The following is a 23,172-nucleotide window of genomic DNA, read 5'->3' as shown; positions in this document are numbered from 1 at the left end:
ATCAGTCCCCCTGGCTTGTGGTTGCACCCGGGCGCAGGACGCGCGGCAGGGTAGTGATCGCGAATTCGATCAGGAAATAGGCAAATCCCGCCGGCAGGGCCGAATAGGGAATCGCCATCGGCAGGCGCAATGCGGGCGATTTCACCATCAGCCCGATCGACAACATCGAAAGCGAGCCGACCACCACCACGCCGAGAAACCATATCCCCAGCAGGAAGGCCACGCCGTTGACGATACGCTGGACCCCGACCGGCGCCTTCAGGATCAGGAAATCCACGCCGACATGTTGATTATAGCGCATCGCGACACCCGCCCCGAGGAGGGTCAGCCAGACCTGTGCGAAGGTCGCCGTCTCCTCGCTCCAGGCGATCGAATAGTTGAAAAAATAACGTCCTACCACCTGCGCGAGGATTGCCAGAGCCATATAGCCAAGCAGCGCCAGAAGGACGCCGTCGACGAGGCGCCGCAGCATCCAGAGTCCCCGATTGGCAACGCGCATCAATGGATTGCGCGCAGTTTCTGATACGCAGGTATCTGCAATTGACGGATGGACCATCCTTGATTCCCCTTCGACCTGTCGGCGGGTTGCGGCGCTTGCGCGCTCTTTGCCATGGCTCATAGGTTATCGGGAAAAAGGGCTTCAAGAAGTCACGCAACTATAAATATCCTGATACAAAGTATTTAACGCGCGCTTTCAGCGAATAATCCCCGGACAATCGGGTTAGCCTTGGGTTCCCCAATCCGAGGTTTGGACACGCAATGGCCAACAGCCTAAATGCTGAGCAAAAACAGAATCCCGATACGCCGCGCATTGGCATCGCCTTTTGCATTCTGGGCCGGCCCGAGGCCGTTCTGCTGGCGCGTGGTGCCGGATTCGACTTTGCCGTCGTGGACATGGAACATGGTCCGCTGGGCATGGATGCACTCGGGCAGGTGGCGGCGGCGGGGATCGCCGCAGGCTTTCCGGTGTGGGCCCGGGTCGGCGGGCCAAGGTCGGGCGACCTCGCGCGCGTCTTCGATTGCGGAGCAACCGGGCTCATCGTGCCGCATGTGGACAGCGTGGCCCAAGCGCGCGAGATCGTACGCGCCTGCCGCTTTGCGCCCCTTGGCGGGCGCAGCATTCCCGGACCGGTGCCGGCACTCGACTATGCGCTGCTGCCTGCCCTGGACTTTTGCGTTCAGGCAGGGCGCGAGGTCAGCATCGCGGCAATGATCGAAAGCGCGGCGGGGTTGGGGGCGGTCGACGAAATCGCCGCCGTCGACGGGATCGACATGCTCGTCATCGGAACGAACGACCTTGCCGACGGTCTGGGGCTGAGAGGACAGGTCGAACACCCGGCGGTGCTGGCTGCCTTTGGGCGGATCGCCGGTGCCGCCGCGCGCCACGCCAAGGCATTCGGGGTCATGGGCTTGCCGGCGCATCTGGTCGCAAGCCATGCACCCGGCGCCTCGCTGATCGTCGCGACGAATGACACGAACCTGCTGGTCGCAGGGGGCGCCCAGGCGGTCGCCAGCCTGCGCAACTAGGGGGTCGAGGCAGCGTGCATTTCTGCCAGTTGCATCTTCACCCGGTCCGATACAGCTTTCATGAAGCGTCGGGTCTGGCGCGAAAGGGTCTTGGTCCGCAGCGTTGCGGCCACCAGATTGAAGCGCAGCCGCGACTGGAAGGGACGAACTGTCAGCCCGGGGCGCAGCGCAACATGGGCCGAAAGCTCGTCCACGACAGCAACGCCCCAGCCCTCGCCAACGATGCGCGAGGCCGCGTTCATGAAGCGGGTTTCGATCGAAGGGCGGTATTCCATCCCGCATTCGTGGAAACAATCCGCGATCATCATACCGACCCGGTTCGCAGTGCGGGGCCCGACCAGCGGATGGCCCTCCAGATCGCGCGGCGTGACCTGCGCCAGCGCCGCCAGAGGATGACCCTCGGGGCAGATGCAGACCGCGCGCAGTTCCGCGATCAGTTCGAAGTCAAGCGCCTGCCGGTCATAGGCCGAGATGACGAAGGCCACGTCCGCCAGGCCGTTCTCGACGACCTGAAGCACGCTGTCGAGCGGTCGGGTCTCAAGCGAAATCTGGATCTGGGGATATTGGCGCGCATAGTCGGCGATGGCGCGGGGCAGCACCGCCTCGCTGATCTCGGCGGTCGAGGCGATGCGGACCCGCCCGATCCGTCCCGCGCGCAGGTCGGCGGCGCGCTGATTGACCGCGTCGCGCAGCAGGAAGAGGGGCTCGGATTCCTCGAGGAGGATCATCGTCTCCTCGGTCGGGATCAGCCGGTTCGACTGCCGCTCGAACAGCGGAAACCCGAGCAAGGTCTCGACATGTCGGATGGTGTTCGAAATCGAGGGCTGGGACATCCCCAGCTGCTCGGCCGCGCCCACGGTGGTGCGGTACTGGACGACCGCGCGCAGAATTTCGAGCTGCCTGAGGTTCAGCATGTCCCGCGCGCGTTCCCTTGCGTGCATCCCCTCAGCTTCGCGTCAGGCGGATGCGGTGAAAGTTCCGAACCTTGTCTGCAAAAGGCCCGAACCCCTTGATAGCGTTGAACTCGGGCGTTTCATAGACCTCGGGGCCGGTGATCGTATAGATCGCGACATGTCGCGCGCCGCCCTCGAGGCATTTCTCGCGTCGTGCATCCAGCCAGCCGGGGCAAGCAAGGATCTCGGGCAGGTGGACGTTGTCGTACCAATCGTCGAAGGCCGCCTCGTGCTCGGGGTCGACATCGACGAAGACAATATGGGATTGCAGTTCCGTCACGGCGAAAGCTCCAGACAGGGACGCAGGGCGGCCATCAACGCCGCGCGTTCTTCGGGCAGCACCGGCGGGGTCGGTGCGCGGCAGGCATCGTCGGGGATGCGGCCCAGCTCGACCAGGCAGGCCTTCAGACGCGCGGCGGCCATGTGACCGGGGGCGGCATAGACGAGGCGCGCGAAGTCGAACAGTGCCTCATGGATCGCCAGCGCCTGCGCGTGGCGGCCTTCGCGGACATGGCGATCAAGGGCCACGATCAGCTCGGGAACCACGGCGGCAAGGCTGACCGCGCTGCCATCGCTGCCGATCACGTAGCAGGTATAAAGGTGCTCGTCCCCCGAAGCCATGACCGCGACATCAGGCCGCGCGGCGCGGGTGATCCGACGCGTCACCTCATAGGCACGGGTTTCCCAACTGCCTTCCTTGATGCCAGCCACGGCTTCGATGTCGAGAAGCGCGCGCAGCACGTCAGGGGTATAGGCCAGCTTTCCCGAACCGACCGAACCCTGGAACAGATAGATCGGCGCGCCCGCCACCTCGGCGATGCCGCGATGATGAGCGATGATCGCGCGCGGGTCGGCCCCGAGCGTCCATGAAAAGGGCGCAAAGACCATGATCGCATCGGCACCGGCATGCAGCGCGGCCTCGGCATCCTTGCCTGCCTGCATGGTCGATTCCGAACTGACCGCGGCAAGGATGCGCGCCTTCGGCGAAACCTCACGCGCGATCCGCACGATTTGCGCCTGTTCCTCGCGCGAGGTGAAAACGCCCTCACCCGCATGGCCGTTCAGAAGCAGCCCGTCCAGACCCGGCGTCGCCATCACGGCGGCGAAATGCCTCTCCTGCGCCGCCGCGTCGATCTGGCCGTCGGACGTCATCGTGCAGATCGTGGCGGCGTAAAGCCCGCCGTTCATTGCAGCACACCTGCCGAGACCAGCGCCTTGCGGACGCCCTCGACGACATCATCGGATTGCTTGAGCAAGGGCAGACGCGGGGCAGAATTCCTGATCACGCCCATCAGGCGCAACCCGTCCTTCATCCGCGTATGCATGTCGACCACGGGCGCAGGACCGTAGACCGCACGCACCACCGGATAGAGCCGCTCATTCGCCGCGCGCATCCGGCCAAGGTCCATGTCCTGCGAGGCTTTCCAAAGATCCGACAGCAAGTCCGGCACAAGACTTGCCAGCCCCGACAGGATGCCATCGCCGCCAAGCGCCACCTGCGCAAAGAACCAGTGGAAATTCGAGGGCAGAATGGCAACATCGGGTGCCGCCGCCTTCACCGCGCGCCGGTTCTCGTCATAGGCGAGAAGCGTGGCCGAGCCTTCCTTGATGGCGACGACCTCCGGGATCCGGGCCATCTCGGCGAGAACCGGTGTCGAGAAGCCAAAGCCCGAAGCGATCGGAAACTGAAAGATCGAGAGAGGCATTTGCAGCTCCGCACCCAGCTTCTCGATAAACTTTACGCCTGCGGCCGTATTCGCGTTGCCGCCGCCAAGCGCTTCGGCCGGGAAGATCACCGCGACATCGGCGCCGGCCTCCCGCGCGGCCTCGGCCTGCGCAATCGCCTCGGGGTAGCCGGTCGGGACCACCCCGGCCAGCAGGACGCGATCCTTGCCGATATGGTCGCGGGTGCGGCGGATGACCTCGGCGCGTTCCTCAGCGGTCAGCGCCGTTGCCTCGCCGGCATGGCCGTTCACGAAGACGCAATCCGTCGTCTCCGGGCGCGCGCAATGGGCCAGCACGCCCTCGTACCCCGCCCAGTCGACGGCGCCGTCCTCATGAAAGGGAAGCACGGTTGCGACGGTAATGCCGCCAAGATCCTTGCCGGAAATCATGCGATGACCTTCTTTCTTGGAAATTTGAGTGTGGCATCGGCCTTCAGCACCTCGACGCCCTCTTCGTTCCGGGCACTCGCCTGCCAGTCGACGGTCCGGTTCTCGGGGTCGATGGCCGAGATCCAGATCTCGAATGTCAGCGTGTCGCCATAGCGGACCGCGCCGGTGAACCAGAAACAGTCGCGGATCGAGACGCCGACCGTGCCCACCAGTTCAGCCGTCAGGACCGAGGTGCAGATCCCCGCGACAAGGATGCCGGGGGCCAGCCGCTCGCCAAAGCGCGTGGTCGAGGCATAGCCCTCATCCACATGGACCGGCCCGAAATCGCCGGTCGCGGCGATATACATCGCACCATCGGCCTCGGTCACGGTCTTGGCGACGCTGACCCGGTCGCCGACTGAAAACTCGTCGATGTTGCGGATGTCATACATCGGATGCGTCCAGCGGCACGAGGCGCGCCTTGCCCGTGATCACCTCGATCCCGTCGAGCGTCGCGGAAAGGTCGAAGCGGACGCCATCCGCCGCGCTTTCGGCGACCGTCGCCGTCGCCTCGAGCGAACTGCCGACGGGAAAGGCGCGGGCAAAGCGCAGCTCGATCCCGCCAAGGCGGAAGCCCGGACCAGCGAGACGGCTGAAAGCGGTGGAGAAAAGGCCGGCTGCCGCAAGTTCAAAGACCAGCATGTCGGGCTGGCCCTGACTGCGCGCGAATGCGCGGTCCACATGGGCGCGGCCCATATTACCCGAGATGCCGGTGAAAAAGCCCTGCTCGGCCACGGTCATCGTCTTGCGGAAGGTCATCGACTGACCCACGGCGGGAAGTTCGCTCATGTTCCGATCCTTCACAGGGCAAGGCCGCGCTTGATGACCGAGCGGGCGATCAGCATGCGATGCACCTCGGAGGTGCCGTCATAGATCCGCGTGACGCGGGCATCGCGATAGATCCGCTCCAGCGGCAGTTCCTTGGTGAAGCCGTAGCCGCCAAAGACCTGAATGCCCCGGTCGGCCACGCGGCCGAGCATCTCCGACGCCTGCACCTTGACCATGCTGACCTTGTCGCGCGGGTCCATGCCCCGGTCCTGCTCCCACGCGGTGTTCAGCACCATCATGCGGGTGGCGAAGATCTCCATCGCGCTGTCGGCGATCATCTGCTGGATCATCTGGAAGTCACCAATGGGCTGGCCGAACTGCTGGCGTGTCGCGGCGTACTGGCGCATCAGCTCGACCACGCGGCTGGCCATGCCCACGGCGCGCGCCCCGATATGGCCGAGGCGAATGCCCCCGACATTGGCCATCATCACCTTGAAGCCCTCGCCCACTGGACCAAGCACGTTTTCCCTCGGGATGCGGACATCGTCGAATGTCAGCTCGGCATGGCCATAGCCGCGATGGCCCATCATCGGCTGGCTGCGCGTGACCTTGAAGCCGGGCGTGTCCTTGTCGACGATCAGCAGGCTGATGCCGCCGCGCGCCCGCTTTTCGGCATCCGTTACCGCCATGACGATGACGTAATCAGCGATGTCCCCGTCCGAGATGAAATGCTTGGTGCCATTCAGCACCCATTTGCCGCCGTCCAGACAGGCATTGGTCTTGATCGCGGCCGCGTCCGAACCCGCACCCGGCTCGGTGATCGCCATGGCGCAGATCTTGTCGCCCTTGACGGTCGGATACAGGTATTTGTCGCGCAGCGGCCCCTCGAAGCGTTCCAGCATCGGATAAACCTGCCCGAAGATGCGCCGGATCAGCGCATCCGACGTCTGGCCCAGCTGCTCCTCGACAAGGCACATGTCGAGCACGCCAAGGCCGCCGCCGCCGACCTCTTCGGACATGTTCAGCGCATAGAAGCCCAGGGACTGCGCCTCGGCCCGGACCGCAGCCAGCTTGTCGGCAGGAATGCGGGCGTTCTCCTCGGTCTCCTGCTCGAGCGGCTGGACCTTTTCGCGCACGAAGCGACCGATCGCCTCGGTCACCATCTTCATTTCATCGGAAATCGCGAAATCCATCTCAGCCCCGCATCTTTTCGGTTTGTGCGACAGCCCCGCTGGTGATCAGCGCGTCGATTTCGTCCTGGCTCAGCCCGACCTCAGCCAGGATCTCACGAGTCTGGCCGCCCAGCGGTTGCGGCGTCAGCCGCACCTCCGGCAGCGCGCCGTCATAGCGGATCGGATGCGACAGCAGCGTCATGGGCGAGCCGCCCTGCGTCCGGGCGTCGATGAAGGCGCCCAGATGCTCGATCTGCGGGTTGCCGCGAAGGCTGTCGTAATCGCGCACCAATTCGTGCCAGACGCCGGCCTGCGCCAGGCGCTCCTGCGCCTCTGCCGCAGTCAGCACGGCCATGCCGCCCGCGACCAGCGTGGAAATCTCGGCCCGCCTGTCGAAGCCGTCTTTTTCGCTGAACCCCGCCAATTCTGGCAGGTTCAGCGCCTCGGCCAGATCGGCGGGTTTCGACATCGAGATCATCAGATGACCGTCCGCGACCGCGTAAATTCCGTAGGGCGCGGGGCTGAACCAGTTGGCCATTCCGGCCTGACCACGCGGACCGCTGCGATCCGCGCCATTCATCCATGCGGTGATCGATTCCCCCTGCAGGTCCAGCGCAGCCTGCAGCATGTTGACTTCGATGCGCTTGCCCTCGCCGGTCCGCTCACGCTCGTAGAGCGCGGCCAGGATCCCCGCCACGGTCAGCGCGGCGGCATGGTGGTCGATCGGAACCGTTCCGATGGCGACCGGGCCGCTTTCCATACTACCGGTATGGGCCGCAAGGCCGGACATCGCCTGCAGCAGCACGTCCTGACCGGGCCGGTCGCGATAGGGGCCGTCGCCGCCGTAACCGGTGGTCGCCGCATAGATCAGACGCGGGTTGATCGCGCGCATCGCGGCCTCGGACAGGCCCAGCCTCTCCAGAGTGCCGGGGCGGAAATTTTCCATCACCACATCGGCGCGCGCGATCAGGCGGCGCACGGCGGCAAGCCCGTCGGGCGACTTCAGGTCCACCGCGATCGAGCGCTTGTTGCGCCCGGTCGTCATGTGATTGACGCTGGTTTCATCCACGAAACGGTTGCCGACGGCCCAGTTGCGCTGGAACGCCCCTCCCAGCGGCTCGACCGCGATGACATCCGCGCCGATGTCGCCAAGGAACTGCGCCGCGGCCGGTCCTGAGAGAAAATGGTTGAAGCTGAGTACCGTAATGCCGTCCAACGCGCCCATGTCGTTACCCCTGTTGGTTCTGGTTTCCGACAGGTTAGGTCAGGCGGCGGGATCAGGGGAATATAGCCGGGTATGATATCGGCGGCCGATAGAATTTGGAAATCAAATACTGACTGACCCCATTGCCCCGGTGCGGCCGTTCAACACGGCGATCGTTGAAGCCGCGCCTGCGGGCAGGACAAGCGGCTAGCCATGCCGCAATCCGGCCTCTTTCATCAGCGGCAGGATCCGGTCGCCGAAATAGGCGAGGTCGGGCGCGAAGTCATAGAAGGACAGCTGGAAGCCATCGACGCCCGCTGCCTTCAGCCTGACCAGATTCTCGACGATCTGCTCGGGCGTTCCGATCAGGTAGATATTGCCGCCAACCTTCGCATAGGGGTCGTTCTTCGCCATATGCCCTTTCCAGGCCTGCGCATCGCTGTCGAAGCGGCCAGCGCCCATCGGCTTGCGCCCGCCGTGATGCGCGACGATGCCATCGGCATAGGCAAGCGCCTCGGCCTCGGTATCGCGGGCCACGATCAGCGGGTTCAGCAGCGTGCGGATTTCGCGCCCCTGGGCGCGGGCGCGCGCCTTGGCCTTGGCCGTGTGGTCCGGCAAGGTCTCCAGCGCCGAGGCGATGTCCGCTCCGCCCGGTGAGGTCACGAAAACGATGTCCGAATAGCGCGCCGCCAGATCCAGCCCGGCATCGGATCCGGTGGCATTGACCAGAATCGGGCGCCCGAAATTCGGCTTCGGCGTGACGAAGGCATCCTTCATCTGCCAGCGCTCGCCGACATGGGAATAGTTTTCATCCGCGGCCCAAAGCTGGCCGACCGCATCGAGGAAATCGGCGGCCAGCTCATAGCGCCGGTCATGCTCGATCCTCGTCCAACCGAACATCTCATGCTCGACGGCGCGGTGGCCGGTCACGACATTGATGCCCCAGCGTCCGCGGCTGATATGGTCCAGCGTCGCCCCGAATTTCGCCAGATGCAGCGGGTGCCACGGACCATAGAGGACATGGATCGTGGAAATCAGCATGATCCGCTGCGTCACCGCCGCCAGTGCCGCCGTGGTGATGAAACTGTCCAGCGCCTGACCGTTCAGCACCTCGCCATAGCCACCCTTCGGCAACCACTGGCTGAGCGCAAAGACCAGATCGAAGCCTTGCCGCTCGGCCTCCAGCACCAGATCGCGGTTATAGTCAAAGCGCCAGTCGGTGCTGCGGGGCAGCGTGGAATCCGTCCAGCCTCCGGCCTGAATCGGCAGGAACAGGCCCAGCAGCGTCGGTTGGCGCAAGGCGCGGGACAGCGGACTGTCGGGAAAATCGGCCGGACCGGGCAGATGGGTCGTCCGGGCGGCCTCTGGGGCATATTGCAGGGTCATCGCGGCCTCATGCAGTGACGAGTTGCGGGCGACCGGGCACCGGCCCGGCGATGGGACGCGCCTGCAGTCCGAAGGAATCCGGGATCGCCCCGGTGGCGGCAAAGCGCCCGATCAGCCGGTCGTGGAAGATGCGCGGATTATGCGAGGCCAGCGTGCGGGCATTGCGCCAATGCCGGTCCAGCCCGTGCGAGCGTTTTGCAGCCGAGGCGCCCAGCGTGTCGAACAGCACCGTCGCCGCCTCGAGCACGAGATCGGTCACGATCGTGACCGTCTGGCTGACATGCAGCTCGGCGATGGCGCTGAGTTCGTTCAACCGCTCCGCGTCGACCTCGTCCCGGCCGCGGTCATGGACGTCCTGCAACCCGCGCGCGGCCTGAAGCGTCGCGGCCCGCGTGACATAGGCGACCGAGGCCAGCCGCCCCAGCACCTGCTGGATCTGGGGATCGTCCGCACTGCGCTCGGCATTCGAGCGGCCGGGATAGCTGCGGTTGCGCGCAATCACCTGATCGGTCGCCTCCTCTGCGATGGTGCGCGCGATCCCGGCCATGGTCGCGATGTGGTAAAGCTGGAAGAAACCATGCGCATGGGGGAAGCGATCCGCAGTCGGGCGCACCCATTCGCGGCGGATCACCACATCCTCCAGCAACGCGGTGCCCGAGGCGGTCAATTGCTGGCCAAAGCCATCCCAGTCGTCAAGGATCGTCACGCCATCGGCCTTGGTCGGCACGATCAGCGTGACCGTCGCGCCTTCGGGCGTCAGGGCATAGGTGTTGAGATAGTCGCCATAGAGCGAACCGGTGGTATAGAACTTCCGCCCGCTGAGGCGATAGTCGCCGCCATCCGGGCGCAGCACCGTCTCATAGCTGCGGTTGGTGGCGCCGCCGATTTCGGACGCACCGCTGCCGACCAGCTTGCCCGAGGCGATCTCGGCCGCGACCAACTGGCTCCATGCAAGGCCGGGCCGCGCCAGCGCATCCTCGAGGATCCCGGCATTGGCACGCAGCGCATTGGCAAGGTTCGGGTCAGCCGCGCCCAGTTCGATGACGGCGGCGAAGAATTCGACCAGATCGAAACCTGCCCCGCCTTGCGCCTCGGGCAGGCGAAGCCGGGTCAGGCCCAGCCGGATCGCTTCGGCAACTTCCTGATGCAGCAGCCGGTGCTTGGCCTCGCGATCGACCGCCTCGGCGCGAACCTGCTCCAGAAAGGGCCGGGCCTTCGCGGCAAAAGCCTCATAGCGGGCGCTGACGGGAAGGGCTTCGATAAACTGTGCCATAGGATGCTCATGTCGTTGAAAGGTTCAGGCCAAAGCCTGTTCGCGCGGCCGGGCGGTCGCGGCAGCAAAGCGGTTGGCCGGGATCTTCAGCCCAAGATGGCCGCGCAGGGTATGGGCGTCGTATTGGTCGCGGATCAGCCCGCGCCGGCGCAATTCGGGCAGGACCAGCTCAATGAAATCGTCGAGCCCGGTGGGTGAGGGCGGCATGATGTTGAAGCCGTCCGCGCCACCTTGGGTGAAATAGGCCTCAAGCTCATCGGCAATGGTTTCGGGCGTGCCGACGATCTGCCAATGGCCGCGCGCGCCGGCGATTTCCAGATAAAGGTCGCGGATCGTCAGGTTCCGGCTGCGGGCCTTTTGCAGCAGCAACAGCGGGCGCGAGACATGGCCACGCTCGCCCACCTCGACCTCGGGAACCGGATCGTCGTCGGAATGGCCGGAGAGGTCGATGCCGCCAAGATGCAGCGACAGGTATTCGCGCCCAACCTCGGGGGTGATGAGGTTTTGCAGCGTGGCGAATTTCTCCTGCGCCTCGTCATCGGACCGGCCGACGACCGGAAAGACGCCGGGCAGGATCAGGATGTCCTCGGGCGCGCGGCCGAATGCCACCGCGCGGGCCTTGACGTCGGCATAGAATTCCTGCGCCTGCGCCAGTGTGGGCTGCGCGGTAAAGACCAGCTCGGCCGAGCGCGCCGCCAGATCGCGCCCGGCGGGCGAGGAACCGGCCTGCACCAGCACCGGCTGGCCCTGCGGAGAACGGGGCTGCGACAATGGCCCTTTCACCCGGAAATGCTCGCCCCGATGGTGCAGGGCATGGACGCGCCCCTCATCCAGATAGCGCCCGGCGGCGCGGTCATCCGCCACCGCGCCAGCCTCGAAACTGTCCCAGAGGCCACGGACCACTTCGGCAAACTCGGCCGCCTGCCGGTAGCGATTGGCATGAAGGCGGTAATCGTCGCCGAGGCCGAAATTCTCACCCTCCAGTTCCGAGCCGGAGGTGACAAGGTTCCACCCTGCCCGTCCGCCCGAGATATGGTCGATCGACGCGATATAGCGCGCCATGTTGTAGGGGCTGTTGAAGCTGGTCGAGACCGTCGCGACCAGCCCGATCCGCTGGGTCGCCGCCGCGATGGCCGCAATCAAGGTCAACGGCTCGAAATAGGTCGCGCGAGTTGTGCGGCTGGCATAGTCCAGATTGGACGACGGCACCGCGATCTGGTCGGCCAGGAACACCAGATCGAAGCTTGCCGCCTCGGCCAGTTGCGCCAGCCGGATATAGTTGCGGATATTGATCCCCGCATCGGCCCGCGCAGCGGGGTGGCGCCACGCGGCGACATGATGGCCGGAGGGATGGAGAAAGGCCCCGAGGGCGATTTTGCGGCTCATCTCATGTCCTCATGCGGCGGATTGCGGGAATGCGGGCAGATCGGGGCGCGGCAGGTCCAAATGCTCGCGCAGGGTGCTGCCGGTATAGTCGTCGCGGAAAAGCCCCCGCCGGCGCAGTTCCGGCAGCAAAAGCTCGCTGATCGGCCCCAGCGAACGCGGCAGCGCGGGCGGCATGATGTTGAACCCGTCCGCCGCGCCGTTCCTGAAATAATGCTCCAACTCATCAGCAATATCCGAGGCGGTGCCGACCAGTTGCCAATGGCCGCGCGCGCCCGCGATATGCAGGTAAAGCTCGCGGATGGTCAGGTTCTCGCGCCGCGCCAGATCGACCAGCAGCTTCTGGCGGCCTATGGCGTCCTTCGTCGGCGGCAGATCGGGCAGCGGACCGTCCGGGTCATGGTCGCGCAGGTCCAGCCCGCCGGCAAAGGGTTGCAGCAGTTTCAACCCCACCTCATGCGTGACCAGTGCCTGCAATTCGTCGAATGCCGCCTGCGCCTCGGCCCGCGTGCGCCCGATATAGGGCGAGACGCCGGGCAGGATGCGCAGGCTGTCGGGCGCGCGGCCGTATCGCGCCATCCTGCCCTTGACGTCCTGATAGAACTGGAAAGCATCGTCGAAATTCTGATGCGCGGCAAAGATCACCTCGGCGGAGCGCGCCGCGATCTCGCGCCCCGCATCCGAGGCGCCGGCCTGCACGATCACCGGATGCCCCTGCGCCGAGGGCGGAACCCCCAGCGGCCCCCGCACGCTGAAATGACGCCCACGATGGGCGAGCGGGTGGAGGTTCTCCGGGTTGAAGAGCCGCCCGGCCGCCTTGTCGATCGGGAAAGCGTCGCCCCCCTGCCAACTGTGCCAAAGGCCGCGGACAACCTCCTCGAACTCCTCGGCGCGGGCATAGCGTTCGGCATGGGGCGGATGCGCGTCGAGCGAATAGTTCGGCCCGTCCTCGGCATTCGAGGTTGTGACCAGATTCCAGCCCGCGCGCCCGCCGCTCAGCAGGTCGAGCGAGGCGAAGCGCCGCGCGAGGTTGAAGGGCTCGTTATAAGTGGTCGAGGCCGTGGCGACCAAGCCGATGCGATCCGTCGCGACACTCAGCGCCGAAAGCAGCGTCAGCGGCTCCAGCCGCACGGCGCGTTCGTCCGATCCGATGGAGGATTGACCGAACTCGCGGATCGAGGCGCTGTCGGCCAGAAAGACCATGTCGAACTTCGCCGCCTCGGCAGCCTTCGCGATCTCGCGGTAATGGTCGAATGAGGTCGCGGCGCCCGGCGGTGCGTCGGGCAGGCGCCAAGCCGCAATGTGATGCCCCGCCCCCATCAGGAACAGGCCCAGCGACATCCGGGCAGAGCTGGAAACGATGCGGGTCATGCTGCTATCCCCTTAAATATACACTGATCATATGGACGATTATTGCCTCGTCTAGGGATGCGGGTTTGCGTATTTCCCTGAAAAACAGTGATGAAAAGTCCCTTCGCCCGGCTCGCGGAGAACACCGGAACCCCTGCGAGGGATTCCAGCGTCCGGTGTCAGACCTCGCCGATCCAGGTGCGGGCGACGTTGCCGCCAAGCCCGGCTGCGCCCGGCGCATAGTCGTGAACGCGCAGGCTGCTGACCACGGGCTGCACCGGCACGGCCAGATTGATCACCGGCAAGTCCTGCGCGATGATCTGCTGGAATTCCTTGAAATATTGCGCGCGTTTTTCCACGTCAGGCTCGATCGCGGCGGCCTCCAGCAGGCGGTCGACCTCGGGGTTTGCATAATGGCTCGCGTTCGAGAACGGCAAGCCGAGCTTGAAGTTCTTGCTCCAATAGACACGCTGGACGCCAACCGTCGGATCGAAGGTCGAAGAGAGCGATTCCACCGACAGATCCCAGGCCCGGTCGGTATAGACGGTCTTCACATAGGTCGCGAAATCAAAGCGCTGGATCTCCGCCGCGATCCCGATGGCGATCAGCGATTGCGCGATGAAATCGGAATAGGCCGGCGCGTTGAACGGGTTCGTCGTCACCCGCAGCCTGAACCGGCTGCCATCCTTCTTGCGTGGGAACTCCGCCTCGTCCAGCAGCTTTTCGGCCAGCGCGGTGTCGAAAGCCGCAAAGCCGATATCGGGGTTGTGGAACTGCTTGAAGCTGGGCGGGATCGGCGTCGGCGAAGGGATGGCATAGCCGTAAAGCACGAGGTTGATCAGCGCCTTCACGTCGATCGCATGGGCTATGGCCTGCCGGACCTTCAGCTCTTTCAACTCGGGCGTGTCCAGATTCAGGACCAACTGGTTCAGCAGCCCGGAATAGGTATAGACCCGGTCATCGACCCTGAGGGTGGGGACCGAGCGGAACCGCTCGATATCGGCGAGCGCGACGGGGTTTTCGCCGATATCGACCTCGCCCGTCTCAAGCGCCGCCGCCCGCGCCCCGGCATCGCCGATCAGGCGGATGATCACCCTGTCTAGGTGCGGCTGCCCCTCGGCCCAGTAATCGGCATTGCGGTCCAGCGTGATATGGCTGCCGGGGGTCCATTCCTTCAGGACAAAAGGCCCACTGCCGATGATCTGCCCCGGACCGGGATTCTGGCCGGGTTCCAGCCCCTCGAAGACATGCCTGGGAACGACCGGCGATTCCGAGGCGGCGAGCGCCGACAGCAGCGCCGGCGCGGGCTTTGCCAGCTCGATCCGAACGACATGCGGGTCCGAACTGTCGATGCTTTCGACATGCGCGAAGGTGATGCGACCGCGCGGATGCGCCTCCTTCAGACGCAGGATCGAAAAGGCCACATCGGCCGAGGTCAGCGGCTGCCCGTCATGGAATTTCGCATCGGGCTGAAGCTGGAAGACATATTCCAGCCCGTCCGGCGTCACCGTCCATTCCCGCGCAAGGCTGGGTCGGGGCGTCAGGTCATAGTCATAGGTCAGCAGCCCGTCGAAGATCTTGGAGCCCACGAATTGCGCGCCGCCCGCGCTGGTGTTGATGGCGACAAGCTGCGACGGCTCGGGGAAATAGGCGATCTTCAGCGTGCCGCCACTGACCGGCCCTTCGGTCGCGGCATGGCCGCCGCCGGGCAGCGCCACATAGGCACCGGCGGCAAGGATGATCTGGTGAAACTGGCGTCGGGAAAGGGTCATGGATCTTCTCTGCGGTAAGGGGAGGACAGGCGCGTTCCCCGGCACGGGGCGCGCTTGATGCCGCACGATGCATGTGCGGCAATCCTGATGAGCGCAGGTTATCGAATACTCGAAAGATGGTCTTTCCCTTGTTTGACCCGACCGAAGCATGACAACTTCGCGCCGATGCCCCGCCGTGGATCGGCAAGGTTTTCCCCGCGCCCGAACGGTTCCGCGCGATGCGAATCTCCCACGTCAGGATCTGCGCCTCACGCGCATTTTTTCTCAGGGAATAACAATCCAAACTTTGCGGCCATATCGCAAATCTCACCTCTGCCGCATGGGCATATCAGATCAGGGCATTCGTCCGGGCGGTTTCGGGCCAGGCCCGCCCCCTGACCTGTCCGATGCGCAATTTGATAGTCTACTGTTCATGTGTATTTTGAACCCCATCCCCGGTTGACGGGGCAGCCGCAGAAACGCAGCGAGGCCGATCATGGCGCAAAGAAAATCCGTCCCGCGCCAGATCTGGCGCATCTTCCTTCACGCCATTCCCACCGTGCTGGGCATCGTCGTGCTGAACTTCCTGCTGCTGCAACTGGCGCCCGGTGATGCAGCGGACGTGATCGCGGCCGAGGCGGGATCGGCGACCGAGGAGACAATGGCCGCGCTGCGCCGCAGTATGGGGCTGGACCTCTCCGTTCTCGAACAGCTCAAGACCTATCTTCTGCATCTCGCGCAGCTCGATCTGGGGCACTCCCCCCGCTACGCCATGCCCGTGCTTGACCTGATCATGCAGCGACTGCCCGGCACGCTGATCCTGATGGCGACGGCGCTGGGGCTGGCCGTGGTGCTGGGCGTCGCGCTTGGCGCGGTGATGTCCAGTTTCGCCGGCCGCATCCCCGACCGCCTGCTGTCGGTCCTGTCGCTGCTCTTCTATTCCATCCCCGGCTTCTGGATCGGGCTGATGCTGATCCTGCTGTTCTCGGTCAAGTTGGGCTGGCTGCCCTCGGGCGGGTCGGGCACCATCGGCAGCAGCCTGACCGGCTGGGCGGCCGTGCTGGACAACGCGCGCTACATGATCCTGCCCGCGATGTCGCTGTCGCTGTTCTATGTCGCGATCTACGCCCGGCTGACCCGCGCCGCGATGCTCGAGATCCGCAATCAGGACTATGTCCGCACCGCGCGCGCCAAGGGCCTGTCGCCGCTGCGGATCACCCTTTCGCATATCCTGCGCAACGCGCTGATCCCGGTCACGACCATGGCGGGGATGCATTTCGGAAACATGCTGGGCGGCGCCGTCGTAGTCGAAACGGTGTTCAGCTGGCCCGGCCTTGGACGGCTGGCCTTCGAGGCGGTGATGGCGCGGGATTTCAACGTCCTCCTGGGAATCCTGCTGCTGTCCTCGCTGGTCGTGATCGTGGTCAACGGGCTGGTGGACCTGCTTCAGTCCCGCCTCGACCCCCGGATAGGAGCGAATTGATGCCCGCCGACAGCACGCTTCACAAGGCGCTGGCGACCCCCGCCGCGCGCAACGCGCCCCAGTCGCCCGCCCCGCAGCCCGAATGGCGCCATATCCACGCCCCGGACGCCCGCAGCGCGACCACGGCACACCTGCCGCCGCGACAGGGCTATGCCGAGCTGAAGCTGTTCCTGCGCAATCCGAATGCCATCTTCGGCATCGTGGTGCTGCTGGCGATGGCCATTTGCGCGCTGACCGCGCCCCTGCTTTTCCCGCGCGATCCGCTGGCGATGGTGGGGCGGCCCTTTCTGTGGCCCGGACAGGATCCCGCCTTTCCGCTGGGGACGGATTCCATGGGCCGCGACGTGCTGGCCGGGCTGGTCCATGGCGCGCGCATCTCGCTTTACGTCGGCGTCGCCGCGACCGCGCTGGGGCTGGGCGTGGGCATCGTCGTCGGTGCGCTCGCGGGCTATTTCGGCGGCGTGACCGACCGGGTGCTGTCGCGCCTGATCGAGATCTTCCAGACCTTGCCCAGCTTTGTCCTTGTCGTAGTCCTCGTCGCGATCCTCGGGCCAAATGCGACGACGATCACGCTTTCAATCGCGATCGTCACCTGGCCCACCGTCGCCCGCCTGACCCGGGCCGAGTTCCGCAGCCTGCGCCAGAACGACTTCGTCACCGCCGCGCGCAGTCTGGGCTTTGGCCACGGCCATATCATCTTTCGCGAGATCCTGCCGAACGCGCTGCCGCCGATCATCGTGACCAGTTCGGTCATGGTCGCGGGGGCGATCCTGATGGAATCGGCGCTGTCCTTCATGGGCCTTGGCGATCCCAATGTGGTCTCCTGGGGGTCGATGATCGGCGGCGGGCGCGAGATGATCCGCACCGCCTGGTATCTGACCGCCCTGCCCGGCCTTGCCATTGTCGTAACGGTGCTCGCGCTGAACCTGATCGGCGACGGCCTGAACGACGCCCTGAACCCCCGCTTTTCGGAGGATCGCCTGTGAGCGCCGTTCTTGCCGTCGAAAACCTGTCCGTCGCCTTCGGCCCCGCCCGGCCGGTCGAGCGCGTGAGCTTTCACGTCAACCCGCGCGAGACGCTGGCCATCGTGGGCGAATCCGGCTCGGGCAAATCGCTGACCGCGCTGTCGATGATGGGCCTGCTGCCCCGCAACGCCAGGGCCTCGGGCCAGATCCTGATCCGCACGCCGCGGGGTCGGGTCGACATGCTGGCCTTGCCCGAACGCCGCCGCCGCCTTTTGCGCGGCAAGCAGATCGCGATGGTGTTTCAGGAACCGATGACCTCGCTGAACCCGGTCCACACGATCGGCCGCCAGATCGAAGAGACGCTGATCGCGCATGAGGATCTGGACCGCGCCGCCCGCCGCGCACGGGTGCGGGAACTGATGAACCTCGTCCGCATCCCCGACGCGGCGCGGCGCATCGACGACTATCCGCACCAATTGTCCGGGGGCATGCGCCAGCGCGTAATGATCGCGATGGCCGTGGCCTGCCGCCCCCGCATCCTGATCGCGGATGAGGCGACGACGGCGCTGGACGTGACCATTCAGGCGCAGATCCTGCAACTTCTCGACAATCTGCGGCGCGAACTGGACGTGGCCGTGGTGCTGATCACCCATGACCTTGGCGTCGTCTCGCAATGGGCCGACCGCGTCGTGGTCATGTATGCCGGCCTACATGTCGAGGAGGCGACGCCCGCCCAGCTTTTCGCCGATCCGCTGCACCCCTACAGCCACGGGTTGCTTGCGGCCTCGCCCCGCAATGCCGAGGGGCTGACCTATCGCGATGCGCCGCTGGCCGAGATCCCCGGCTCCATCGCCTCGGCCCGCGCAGAGGCGGGCTGCCCGTTTCGTCCGCGTTGCCCCGCCGCGCGCGAGGTTTGCGGCGCGGTCGTGCCCCCTCCCGTCGCGTATCGGGGCGACCGGCTGGTCGCCTGCCATTTTCCCGGCATCCTGACCGAGGAGGCAAGACATGTCGCTGCTTTCGCTTGAGAACCTCGCCACCGCCTATGACACGCCGCATGGCCGCTTCCGCGCGCTGGAAGGCGTCAGCTTTTCCGTCGCACAGGGCGAGACGGTGGGCCTTGTCGGCGAATCCGGCTGCGGCAAGTCCACGCTGGGCAAGACGCTGATGCGGCTCGTGCCCTCGGACGAGGGCAGCGTCCGGCTGGACGGGGACGAGATCACCACCGCGCAGGGCCGCGATTTGATGCCGGTGCGGCGAAAATTGCAGATGATCTTTCAGGATCCCTTCGCATCGCTGAACCCGCGCCACAGCATCCGCCGCATCCTGACCGGGCCGCTGAAGATCCACGGCGTCGCCAGTCGCGCCGAGCGCAACCGCATCGCCGAAGAGATCGTGAGCCGCGTCGGCCTGCCCCCGGATGCGCTGGACCGTTACCCGCATGAGTTCAGCGGCGGTCAGCGCCAGCGCATCGGCATTGCCCGGGCCCTGATCCTGCGCCCGCAGATGATCGTCTGTGACGAGCCGGTTTCGGCGCTGGACCTGTCGATTCAGGCCCAGATCATCAACCTGCTGGCCGAACTCAAACGCGAATACGGGCTGTCCTATCTGTTCATCAGCCATGACCTTTCGGTGGTGCGCTATTTCACCGACCGCGTGCTGGTCATGTATCTGGGCCGGATCGTCGAAAGCGGTCCGACGCGCGAGGTCTGGGACAATCCGCGCCATCCCTATACCCGCGCGCTGATCGACGCTCTGCCCGATGCAGGCAACCCGCGCGAGGTCGCGCCCCTCTCGGGCGATCTGCCCGGTGTCCAGAACCTGCCCGGAGGCTGCCGTTTCCACCCGCGCTGCCCCCATGCCACCGACCTGTGCCGCAAGGTCGAGCCGCTGATCCCCGAGAATGGCGATGCCCATGCCTTCGCCTGCCATCACCCGCTGCCCCTCACGGCCTGACATTCCCCGAGGTTCCTTGATGCCGAAACTCTCCCGCTGGCTCATGCCGCTTGTGTTGGCTGGCCTTACGGCCCTGCCCGCCCTTGCCCAGTCTCCGCAGCGTGGTGGCACGCTGACGCAGGTGCTTGCCCTGCAACCGCCGATGCTGGTGCCGTTGTCGCCGGACGGCTCACGTTCGACCGGGCCGAAGATCGTCGAGGGCCTGCTGCGCTATGACTTCGACCTGAACCCGCTGCCGGCGCTGGCGACGGGCTGGCATGTGTCGGACGATGGCCTCGAATACCGCTTCGACATCCGGCAGGGGGTCAAATGGCACGACGGCCAGCCCTTCACCGCGGCGGATGCGGCTTTCTCGATCCAGCTGCTGAAGGAATATCACCCGCGCGGGCGCACGACCTTCGCCAATGTCACCGCGATCGAGACGCCCGACGATCACAGCCTGATCCTGCGCCTGTCCCGGCCCGCGCCCTATCTGATCCGCGCCCTCGCCGCCGTCGAAAGCCCGATCCTGCCCAGGCATCTTTACGAGGGCAGCGATCCGCTGACCAATCCGTGGAACCAGAAGCCCGTGGGCACCGGCCCGTTCCGCTTTGCCGAGTTGCAGGGCGGCAGCTTCCTGCGGCTGGAACGCAACCCGGATTACTGGGACAAGGGCAAGCCCTATCTGGACGGCGTGGTCTTTCGCATCCTGCCCGACGCTGCCGCCCGCGCCGTCGCGGTCGAGACGGGCGAGGCCGACCTGACCACCGGCAACCTGATCCCGATGGCCGATCTGGAGCGGGTTCGCGCCCTGCGCCATATCCGCATCGAGGAGCGCGGCACCATCTTCGAGGCCGGGGTGAAGCGGATCGAATTCAATCTGGACGAGCCGCATTTCAAGGATCTCCGCGTGCGTCAGGCTGTCGCCCATGCGATTGACCGCGACACCATCCGCAACGTGATCTGGTATGGCTATGGCCAGCCCGTTTCGGGACCGATCAGCCCGGACCTGTCGCCCTTCCGGGCCGAGGGCCTGCCGGACCATGCCTTCGATCCGGCGAAGGCCGAAGCCCTGCTGGACGAGGCCGGCTATCCGCGCGGCGCGAACGGCATCCGCTTTTCGCTGCCGCTGGATTTCCGTCCCGCGACCGAGGGCGACCGCCGCACCGCCGATTACGTCAAACAGGCACTGGCGCAGGTTGGCATCGCCATCGAGGTTCGGGTGCAGGATTTCCCGACCTATACCCGGCGCGTCTATACCGACCGCGACTTTGCCTTCACCGTCAATTCCATGACCAATACCTTCGACCCGACCGTCGGTGTCCAGCGGCTCTATTGGTCGAAGAACTTCCGCCCCGGCGTGCCCTTCACCAACGGGGCGCATTACGCCAATCCGCAGACCGACGCGCTGCTGGAGGCCACCGCGGTCGAGACCGATCCGGCAAAACGCAAGGCGCTGTGGGACCAGATCCAGACGCAGGTGATCGCGGATCTTCCCGATATCAACCTGCTGTCGGATTTCAATTTCTCCATCATCAACGGCCGCGTGCAGGATGCCGTGACCGATGCCGAGGGCATCAATGGCAGTCTTGCCGATGCCTGGATCAAGGACGAGGTGACCCAATGACCGACATCTTCCATTACACGCGCTGCCCCGCTCCGACCTCAACCGGGGTCAGCGCCGGGCTGGGGATCCTTCAGGCAGGCCTGCGCGACCACGGCCTTGACGCGCGGGCGCTTCAGGACATCCCCGACCCCGAGATCCGGCGTCATCATTTCGAACATGGCATCGCGAATCTGATGCGCGAGGGCGGCAATATCCCTGCGATCTGGGCGCGCTCGCACGGGGCGGACACGCGGCTTCTGGGCATCACCTGGCTGGACGAATTCCAGGCGGTGATCGTGCGCGAGGACAGCGAATTCACCGATGTCGCGTCGCTCGGCGGGCACCGCTTCGCGCTGCCGCTTTCCTCGGGCCATCGGCTGGACGTGTCGCGCATCACCTCGGTCCGCGGCATCCAGCAGGCGTTGCGCTATGCCGGGCTGGGGCTCGACGCGGTCACGCTGGTCGATGCGCGCGACCTGCGCGGGGTGCTGCCCGGCCAGACCGGCGGCGAAAGCTTCGACGCGGAACTGGCGCTGCTGGATCAAGGCCACGTCGATGCGGTCTGGCTGAAAAGCGCCGCCGGAGTCGCGGCGCTGCGCAGCGGACGCTATCGCGCGGTGCTGCGGATCGACCAGCTCTCCGATCCGCTCTTGCGGGTCAATAACGGGACGCCCCGCACGCTGACCTTCCATGCCGATTTCATCGCCGCCCGGCCCGAGGTGGTGCGCCGCATCCTTGCCGACGCTCAAGGCGCGGTGGCGCGCATCGCGCAGGACCGGGCGCGGCTCTGGGCGATCCTTGCCGGCGAAACCGGCCAGTCGCCCGAGGATGCCGAGGCCGCATTCCAGTCCTTCGTGCCGGAAAACCTGCTGCCCTCGCTGACGGTCGACCGTCTGGCCGCGTTGCAGGATCAGGCGGATTTCCTGCTGGCGCAGGGCCTCATCCCCGAACATGTCGATGTCGCGGGCTGGGCGCTCGACTGGAACGACCTGCCGAATGCGGATCGGGCCGCATGACCCATCTTGCCCCGATCATCCCGCTGCCGACGCGCGACACCTATCTGGAAACGGCGCGCGCCTTTGCCGCCGAGGTGGCAAGGGACGCCGTGCGTCGCGATGCCGAAAACCACGACCTCAGGCGCGAATTCATCGCCTGGGGCCGGACCGGCCTTCTGACCCTGACCATCCCGAAGGCGAATGGCGGGCCGGGCTTGGGCTATGCCGAGCTGTCACGCATGATCCAGATCGTCGCCGAGGCCGATGGCGCGCTGGCCCAGACAACCCAGACCCATTTCGGCACCATCGACGCCTTGCGCACCTTTGGCAGCCCCGAACAGCGGCAATGGGTCTTTGACCTGATGCTGAAGGGCGCGGTCTTTGGCAACGCGCAGGTCGAGCGCGGCCAGCGCGGCGTGGGCCTGCCGAATGTCCGTATCCTTCGGGACGGCGACGATTACGTCCTCAGCGGCCAGAAATTCTATACGACCGGCGCCTGGAACGGCGACTGGATCCGCGTCTCGGCCACGGACGAGGAGGAGCGCTTCACCTTCGCCATCGTGCCCCGCGACGCGGCCGGGCTGAGCTTTGGCCATGACTGGGATCTGTTCGGGCAAAAGGGCACGGCCAGCATGTCGATCACCTTCGACAATGTGCGCGTGCCTGCCGACCGCGTCCTGCACAAGCACGAGGGCGCCGGGCCCTTCCTGCCGCTTTGGGCGACCTTCATGCTGGTTCATTCCGCCATCGACATCGGCATGGGCCGCGCCGCGCTTGATGCCGCGCGCGAATTGATTGCGGCGCGCGGCAGGCTGGCCCCGGAGGCGATCGGCCACGGCCATGCGAGCTATCTGGACGACACCCATATTCTCTACCGCTTCGGTGAATGGGAAACCCGCCAGAAGGCGGCGGAACTGCTGCAAGAGGACGGGGCGCGTGGGCTGGATGCCGTCATCGACAGCGACGATGCCGAGGCGATCGGCCGCGCGACGCTGGAGATCGCCAAGGCCAAGACCTTTGGCGGCGAGGTTGCGCTGCGCATGGCCAGCGACCTTTTCGAGTTCGGCGGCGCCGGCGCGGCGAACCGGACGCTCGGCCTCGACCGGCTCTGGCGCAACCTGCGCGTCCATACCCTGCATGACGCAAGTTGGTGGAAATATGCCCAGATCGGAGAGCATGCGCTCAGCGGCAAGCTGCCCCCGCCTTTGCCGCATCAATAGCCCAGCCGGCTTTCGTAATATCCACCATCATGGTAGAGCATGGGGAACATT

22 protein-coding genes are annotated in these 23,172 nt (G+C 65.7%); 8 read left to right on the top strand and 14 right to left on the bottom strand.

The features are described 5' to 3' along the window. Window position 1: 1 nt before the first annotated feature. Window positions 2-472 carry a TRAP transporter small permease gene (locus VNQ78_RS03005; RefSeq protein ID WP_325686443.1) on the bottom strand — a complete coding sequence of 157 codons (471 nt, stop codon included), beginning with the start codon at window positions 470-472 and terminating at the stop codon, window positions 2-4. Window positions 473-759: 287 nt separating this feature from the next. Between VNQ78_RS03005 and VNQ78_RS03000 the strand changes: the two genes are divergently transcribed. Continuing rightward, window positions 760-1,527 (top strand): HpcH/HpaI aldolase family protein, encoded by a 768-nt coding sequence (locus VNQ78_RS03000; protein ID WP_325686441.1) that lies wholly within the window; start codon window positions 760-762, stop codon window positions 1,525-1,527. Here VNQ78_RS03000 and VNQ78_RS02995 read toward each other — a convergent pair. From VNQ78_RS02995 to VNQ78_RS02935, 13 genes are all read right to left on the bottom strand, one after another. After that, window positions 1,524-2,441, bottom strand: coding sequence for a LysR family transcriptional regulator (locus VNQ78_RS02995; RefSeq protein ID WP_325686439.1), 918 nt, complete (start codon window positions 2,439-2,441; stop codon window positions 1,524-1,526). The two genes, VNQ78_RS03000 and VNQ78_RS02995, sit on opposite strands and share 4 nt — an antisense overlap. Before the next feature lie 31 nt (window positions 2,442-2,472). After that, window positions 2,473-2,760: a hypothetical protein gene (locus VNQ78_RS02990; RefSeq protein ID WP_325686437.1), complete on the bottom strand. Its 288-nt coding sequence runs from the start codon at window positions 2,758-2,760 to the stop codon at window positions 2,473-2,475. Further along, window positions 2,757-3,668, bottom strand: coding sequence for a dihydrodipicolinate synthase family protein (locus VNQ78_RS02985; protein ID WP_325686435.1), 912 nt, complete (start codon window positions 3,666-3,668; stop codon window positions 2,757-2,759). The genes VNQ78_RS02990 and VNQ78_RS02985 overlap by 4 nt, the downstream gene beginning before the upstream one ends. Next, a complete protein-coding gene (locus tag VNQ78_RS02980; protein WP_325686433.1) occupies window positions 3,665-4,594 on the bottom strand; it encodes a dihydrodipicolinate synthase family protein in 930 nt (309 codons plus the stop codon). The genes VNQ78_RS02985 and VNQ78_RS02980 overlap by 4 nt, the downstream gene beginning before the upstream one ends. Then, complete coding sequence (locus VNQ78_RS02975) at window positions 4,591-5,025, bottom strand: MaoC family dehydratase (protein WP_325686431.1); 435 nt, start codon at window positions 5,023-5,025, stop codon at window positions 4,591-4,593. Before VNQ78_RS02975 ends, VNQ78_RS02980 begins: the two co-directional genes overlap by 4 nt. Further along, complete coding sequence (locus tag VNQ78_RS02970; RefSeq protein ID WP_325686429.1) at window positions 5,018-5,422, bottom strand: hypothetical protein; 405 nt, start codon at window positions 5,420-5,422, stop codon at window positions 5,018-5,020. Before VNQ78_RS02970 ends, VNQ78_RS02975 begins: the two co-directional genes overlap by 8 nt. Before the next feature lie 11 nt (window positions 5,423-5,433). Beyond that, window positions 5,434-6,594, bottom strand: coding sequence for an acyl-CoA dehydrogenase (locus VNQ78_RS02965; RefSeq protein WP_325686427.1), 1,161 nt, complete (start codon window positions 6,592-6,594; stop codon window positions 5,434-5,436). A gap of 1 nt (window position 6,595) precedes the next feature. After that, window positions 6,596-7,798, bottom strand: a complete 1,203-nt coding sequence (locus VNQ78_RS02960) for a CoA transferase (RefSeq protein WP_325686425.1) — start codon at window positions 7,796-7,798, stop codon at window positions 6,596-6,598. A gap of 186 nt (window positions 7,799-7,984) precedes the next feature. After that, complete coding sequence (locus tag VNQ78_RS02955) at window positions 7,985-9,163, bottom strand: LLM class flavin-dependent oxidoreductase (RefSeq protein WP_325686423.1); 1,179 nt, start codon at window positions 9,161-9,163, stop codon at window positions 7,985-7,987. Window positions 9,164-9,170: 7 nt separating this feature from the next. Continuing rightward, complete coding sequence (locus VNQ78_RS02950; protein WP_325686421.1) at window positions 9,171-10,436, bottom strand: acyl-CoA dehydrogenase family protein; 1,266 nt, start codon at window positions 10,434-10,436, stop codon at window positions 9,171-9,173. A 24-nt stretch (window positions 10,437-10,460) separates the two neighbouring features. Beyond that, window positions 10,461-11,822, bottom strand: coding sequence for an LLM class flavin-dependent oxidoreductase (locus VNQ78_RS02945; protein ID WP_325686419.1), 1,362 nt, complete (start codon window positions 11,820-11,822; stop codon window positions 10,461-10,463). Window positions 11,823-11,831: 9 nt separating this feature from the next. Next, on the bottom strand, window positions 11,832-13,190 hold the full coding sequence (locus VNQ78_RS02940; RefSeq protein WP_325686417.1) for an LLM class flavin-dependent oxidoreductase: 1,359 nt from the start codon (window positions 13,188-13,190) through the stop codon (window positions 11,832-11,834). A 158-nt stretch (window positions 13,191-13,348) separates the two neighbouring features. Beyond that, complete coding sequence (locus VNQ78_RS02935; RefSeq protein WP_325686415.1) at window positions 13,349-14,941, bottom strand: ABC transporter substrate-binding protein; 1,593 nt, start codon at window positions 14,939-14,941, stop codon at window positions 13,349-13,351. 475 nt (window positions 14,942-15,416) lie between these two features. On the opposite strand from VNQ78_RS02935, the gene VNQ78_RS02930 reads away from it, so the two are divergent. The 7 genes from VNQ78_RS02930 to VNQ78_RS02900 are packed head-to-tail and all read left to right on the top strand — an operon-like array spanning window position 15,417 to window position 23,121. Next, entirely contained in the window at window positions 15,417-16,403 is a 987-nt protein-coding gene (locus tag VNQ78_RS02930; RefSeq protein WP_325686414.1) for an ABC transporter permease, read from the top strand. Next, window positions 16,403-17,389 carry an ABC transporter permease gene (locus tag VNQ78_RS02925; RefSeq protein WP_325686412.1) on the top strand — a complete coding sequence of 329 codons (987 nt, stop codon included), beginning with the start codon at window positions 16,403-16,405 and terminating at the stop codon, window positions 17,387-17,389. Before VNQ78_RS02930 ends, VNQ78_RS02925 begins: the two co-directional genes overlap by 1 nt. Further along, a complete protein-coding gene (locus tag VNQ78_RS02920; RefSeq protein ID WP_325686410.1) occupies window positions 17,386-18,393 on the top strand; it encodes an ABC transporter ATP-binding protein in 1,008 nt (335 codons plus the stop codon). Before VNQ78_RS02925 ends, VNQ78_RS02920 begins: the two co-directional genes overlap by 4 nt. Then, a complete protein-coding gene (locus VNQ78_RS02915; RefSeq protein ID WP_325686408.1) occupies window positions 18,374-19,321 on the top strand; it encodes an ABC transporter ATP-binding protein in 948 nt (315 codons plus the stop codon). The genes VNQ78_RS02920 and VNQ78_RS02915 overlap by 20 nt, the downstream gene beginning before the upstream one ends. A 19-nt stretch (window positions 19,322-19,340) precedes the next feature. Then, the gene (locus VNQ78_RS02910; protein WP_325686406.1) at window positions 19,341-20,927 is read left to right on the top strand and encodes an ABC transporter substrate-binding protein; all 1,587 of its coding nucleotides are present in this window, start codon (window positions 19,341-19,343) and stop codon (window positions 20,925-20,927) included. Next, on the top strand, window positions 20,924-21,922 hold the full coding sequence (locus VNQ78_RS02905; protein WP_325686404.1) for a hypothetical protein: 999 nt from the start codon (window positions 20,924-20,926) through the stop codon (window positions 21,920-21,922). The genes VNQ78_RS02910 and VNQ78_RS02905 overlap by 4 nt, the downstream gene beginning before the upstream one ends. After that, window positions 21,919-23,121, top strand: a complete 1,203-nt coding sequence (locus tag VNQ78_RS02900) for an acyl-CoA dehydrogenase family protein (RefSeq protein ID WP_325686402.1) — start codon at window positions 21,919-21,921, stop codon at window positions 23,119-23,121. Before VNQ78_RS02905 ends, VNQ78_RS02900 begins: the two co-directional genes overlap by 4 nt. Window positions 23,122-23,172 lie beyond the last annotated feature (51 nt).

Origin of the sequence: Paracoccus sp. (in: a-proteobacteria) (genome assembly GCF_035556475.1) — a bacterium.
In the GTDB taxonomy this organism is placed as follows: Bacteria; Pseudomonadota; Alphaproteobacteria; order Rhodobacterales; family Rhodobacteraceae; genus Paracoccus.
The sequence above is the reverse complement of the archived record's forward strand: the minus strand, read 5'-3'. Positions and strand labels throughout refer to the sequence as shown.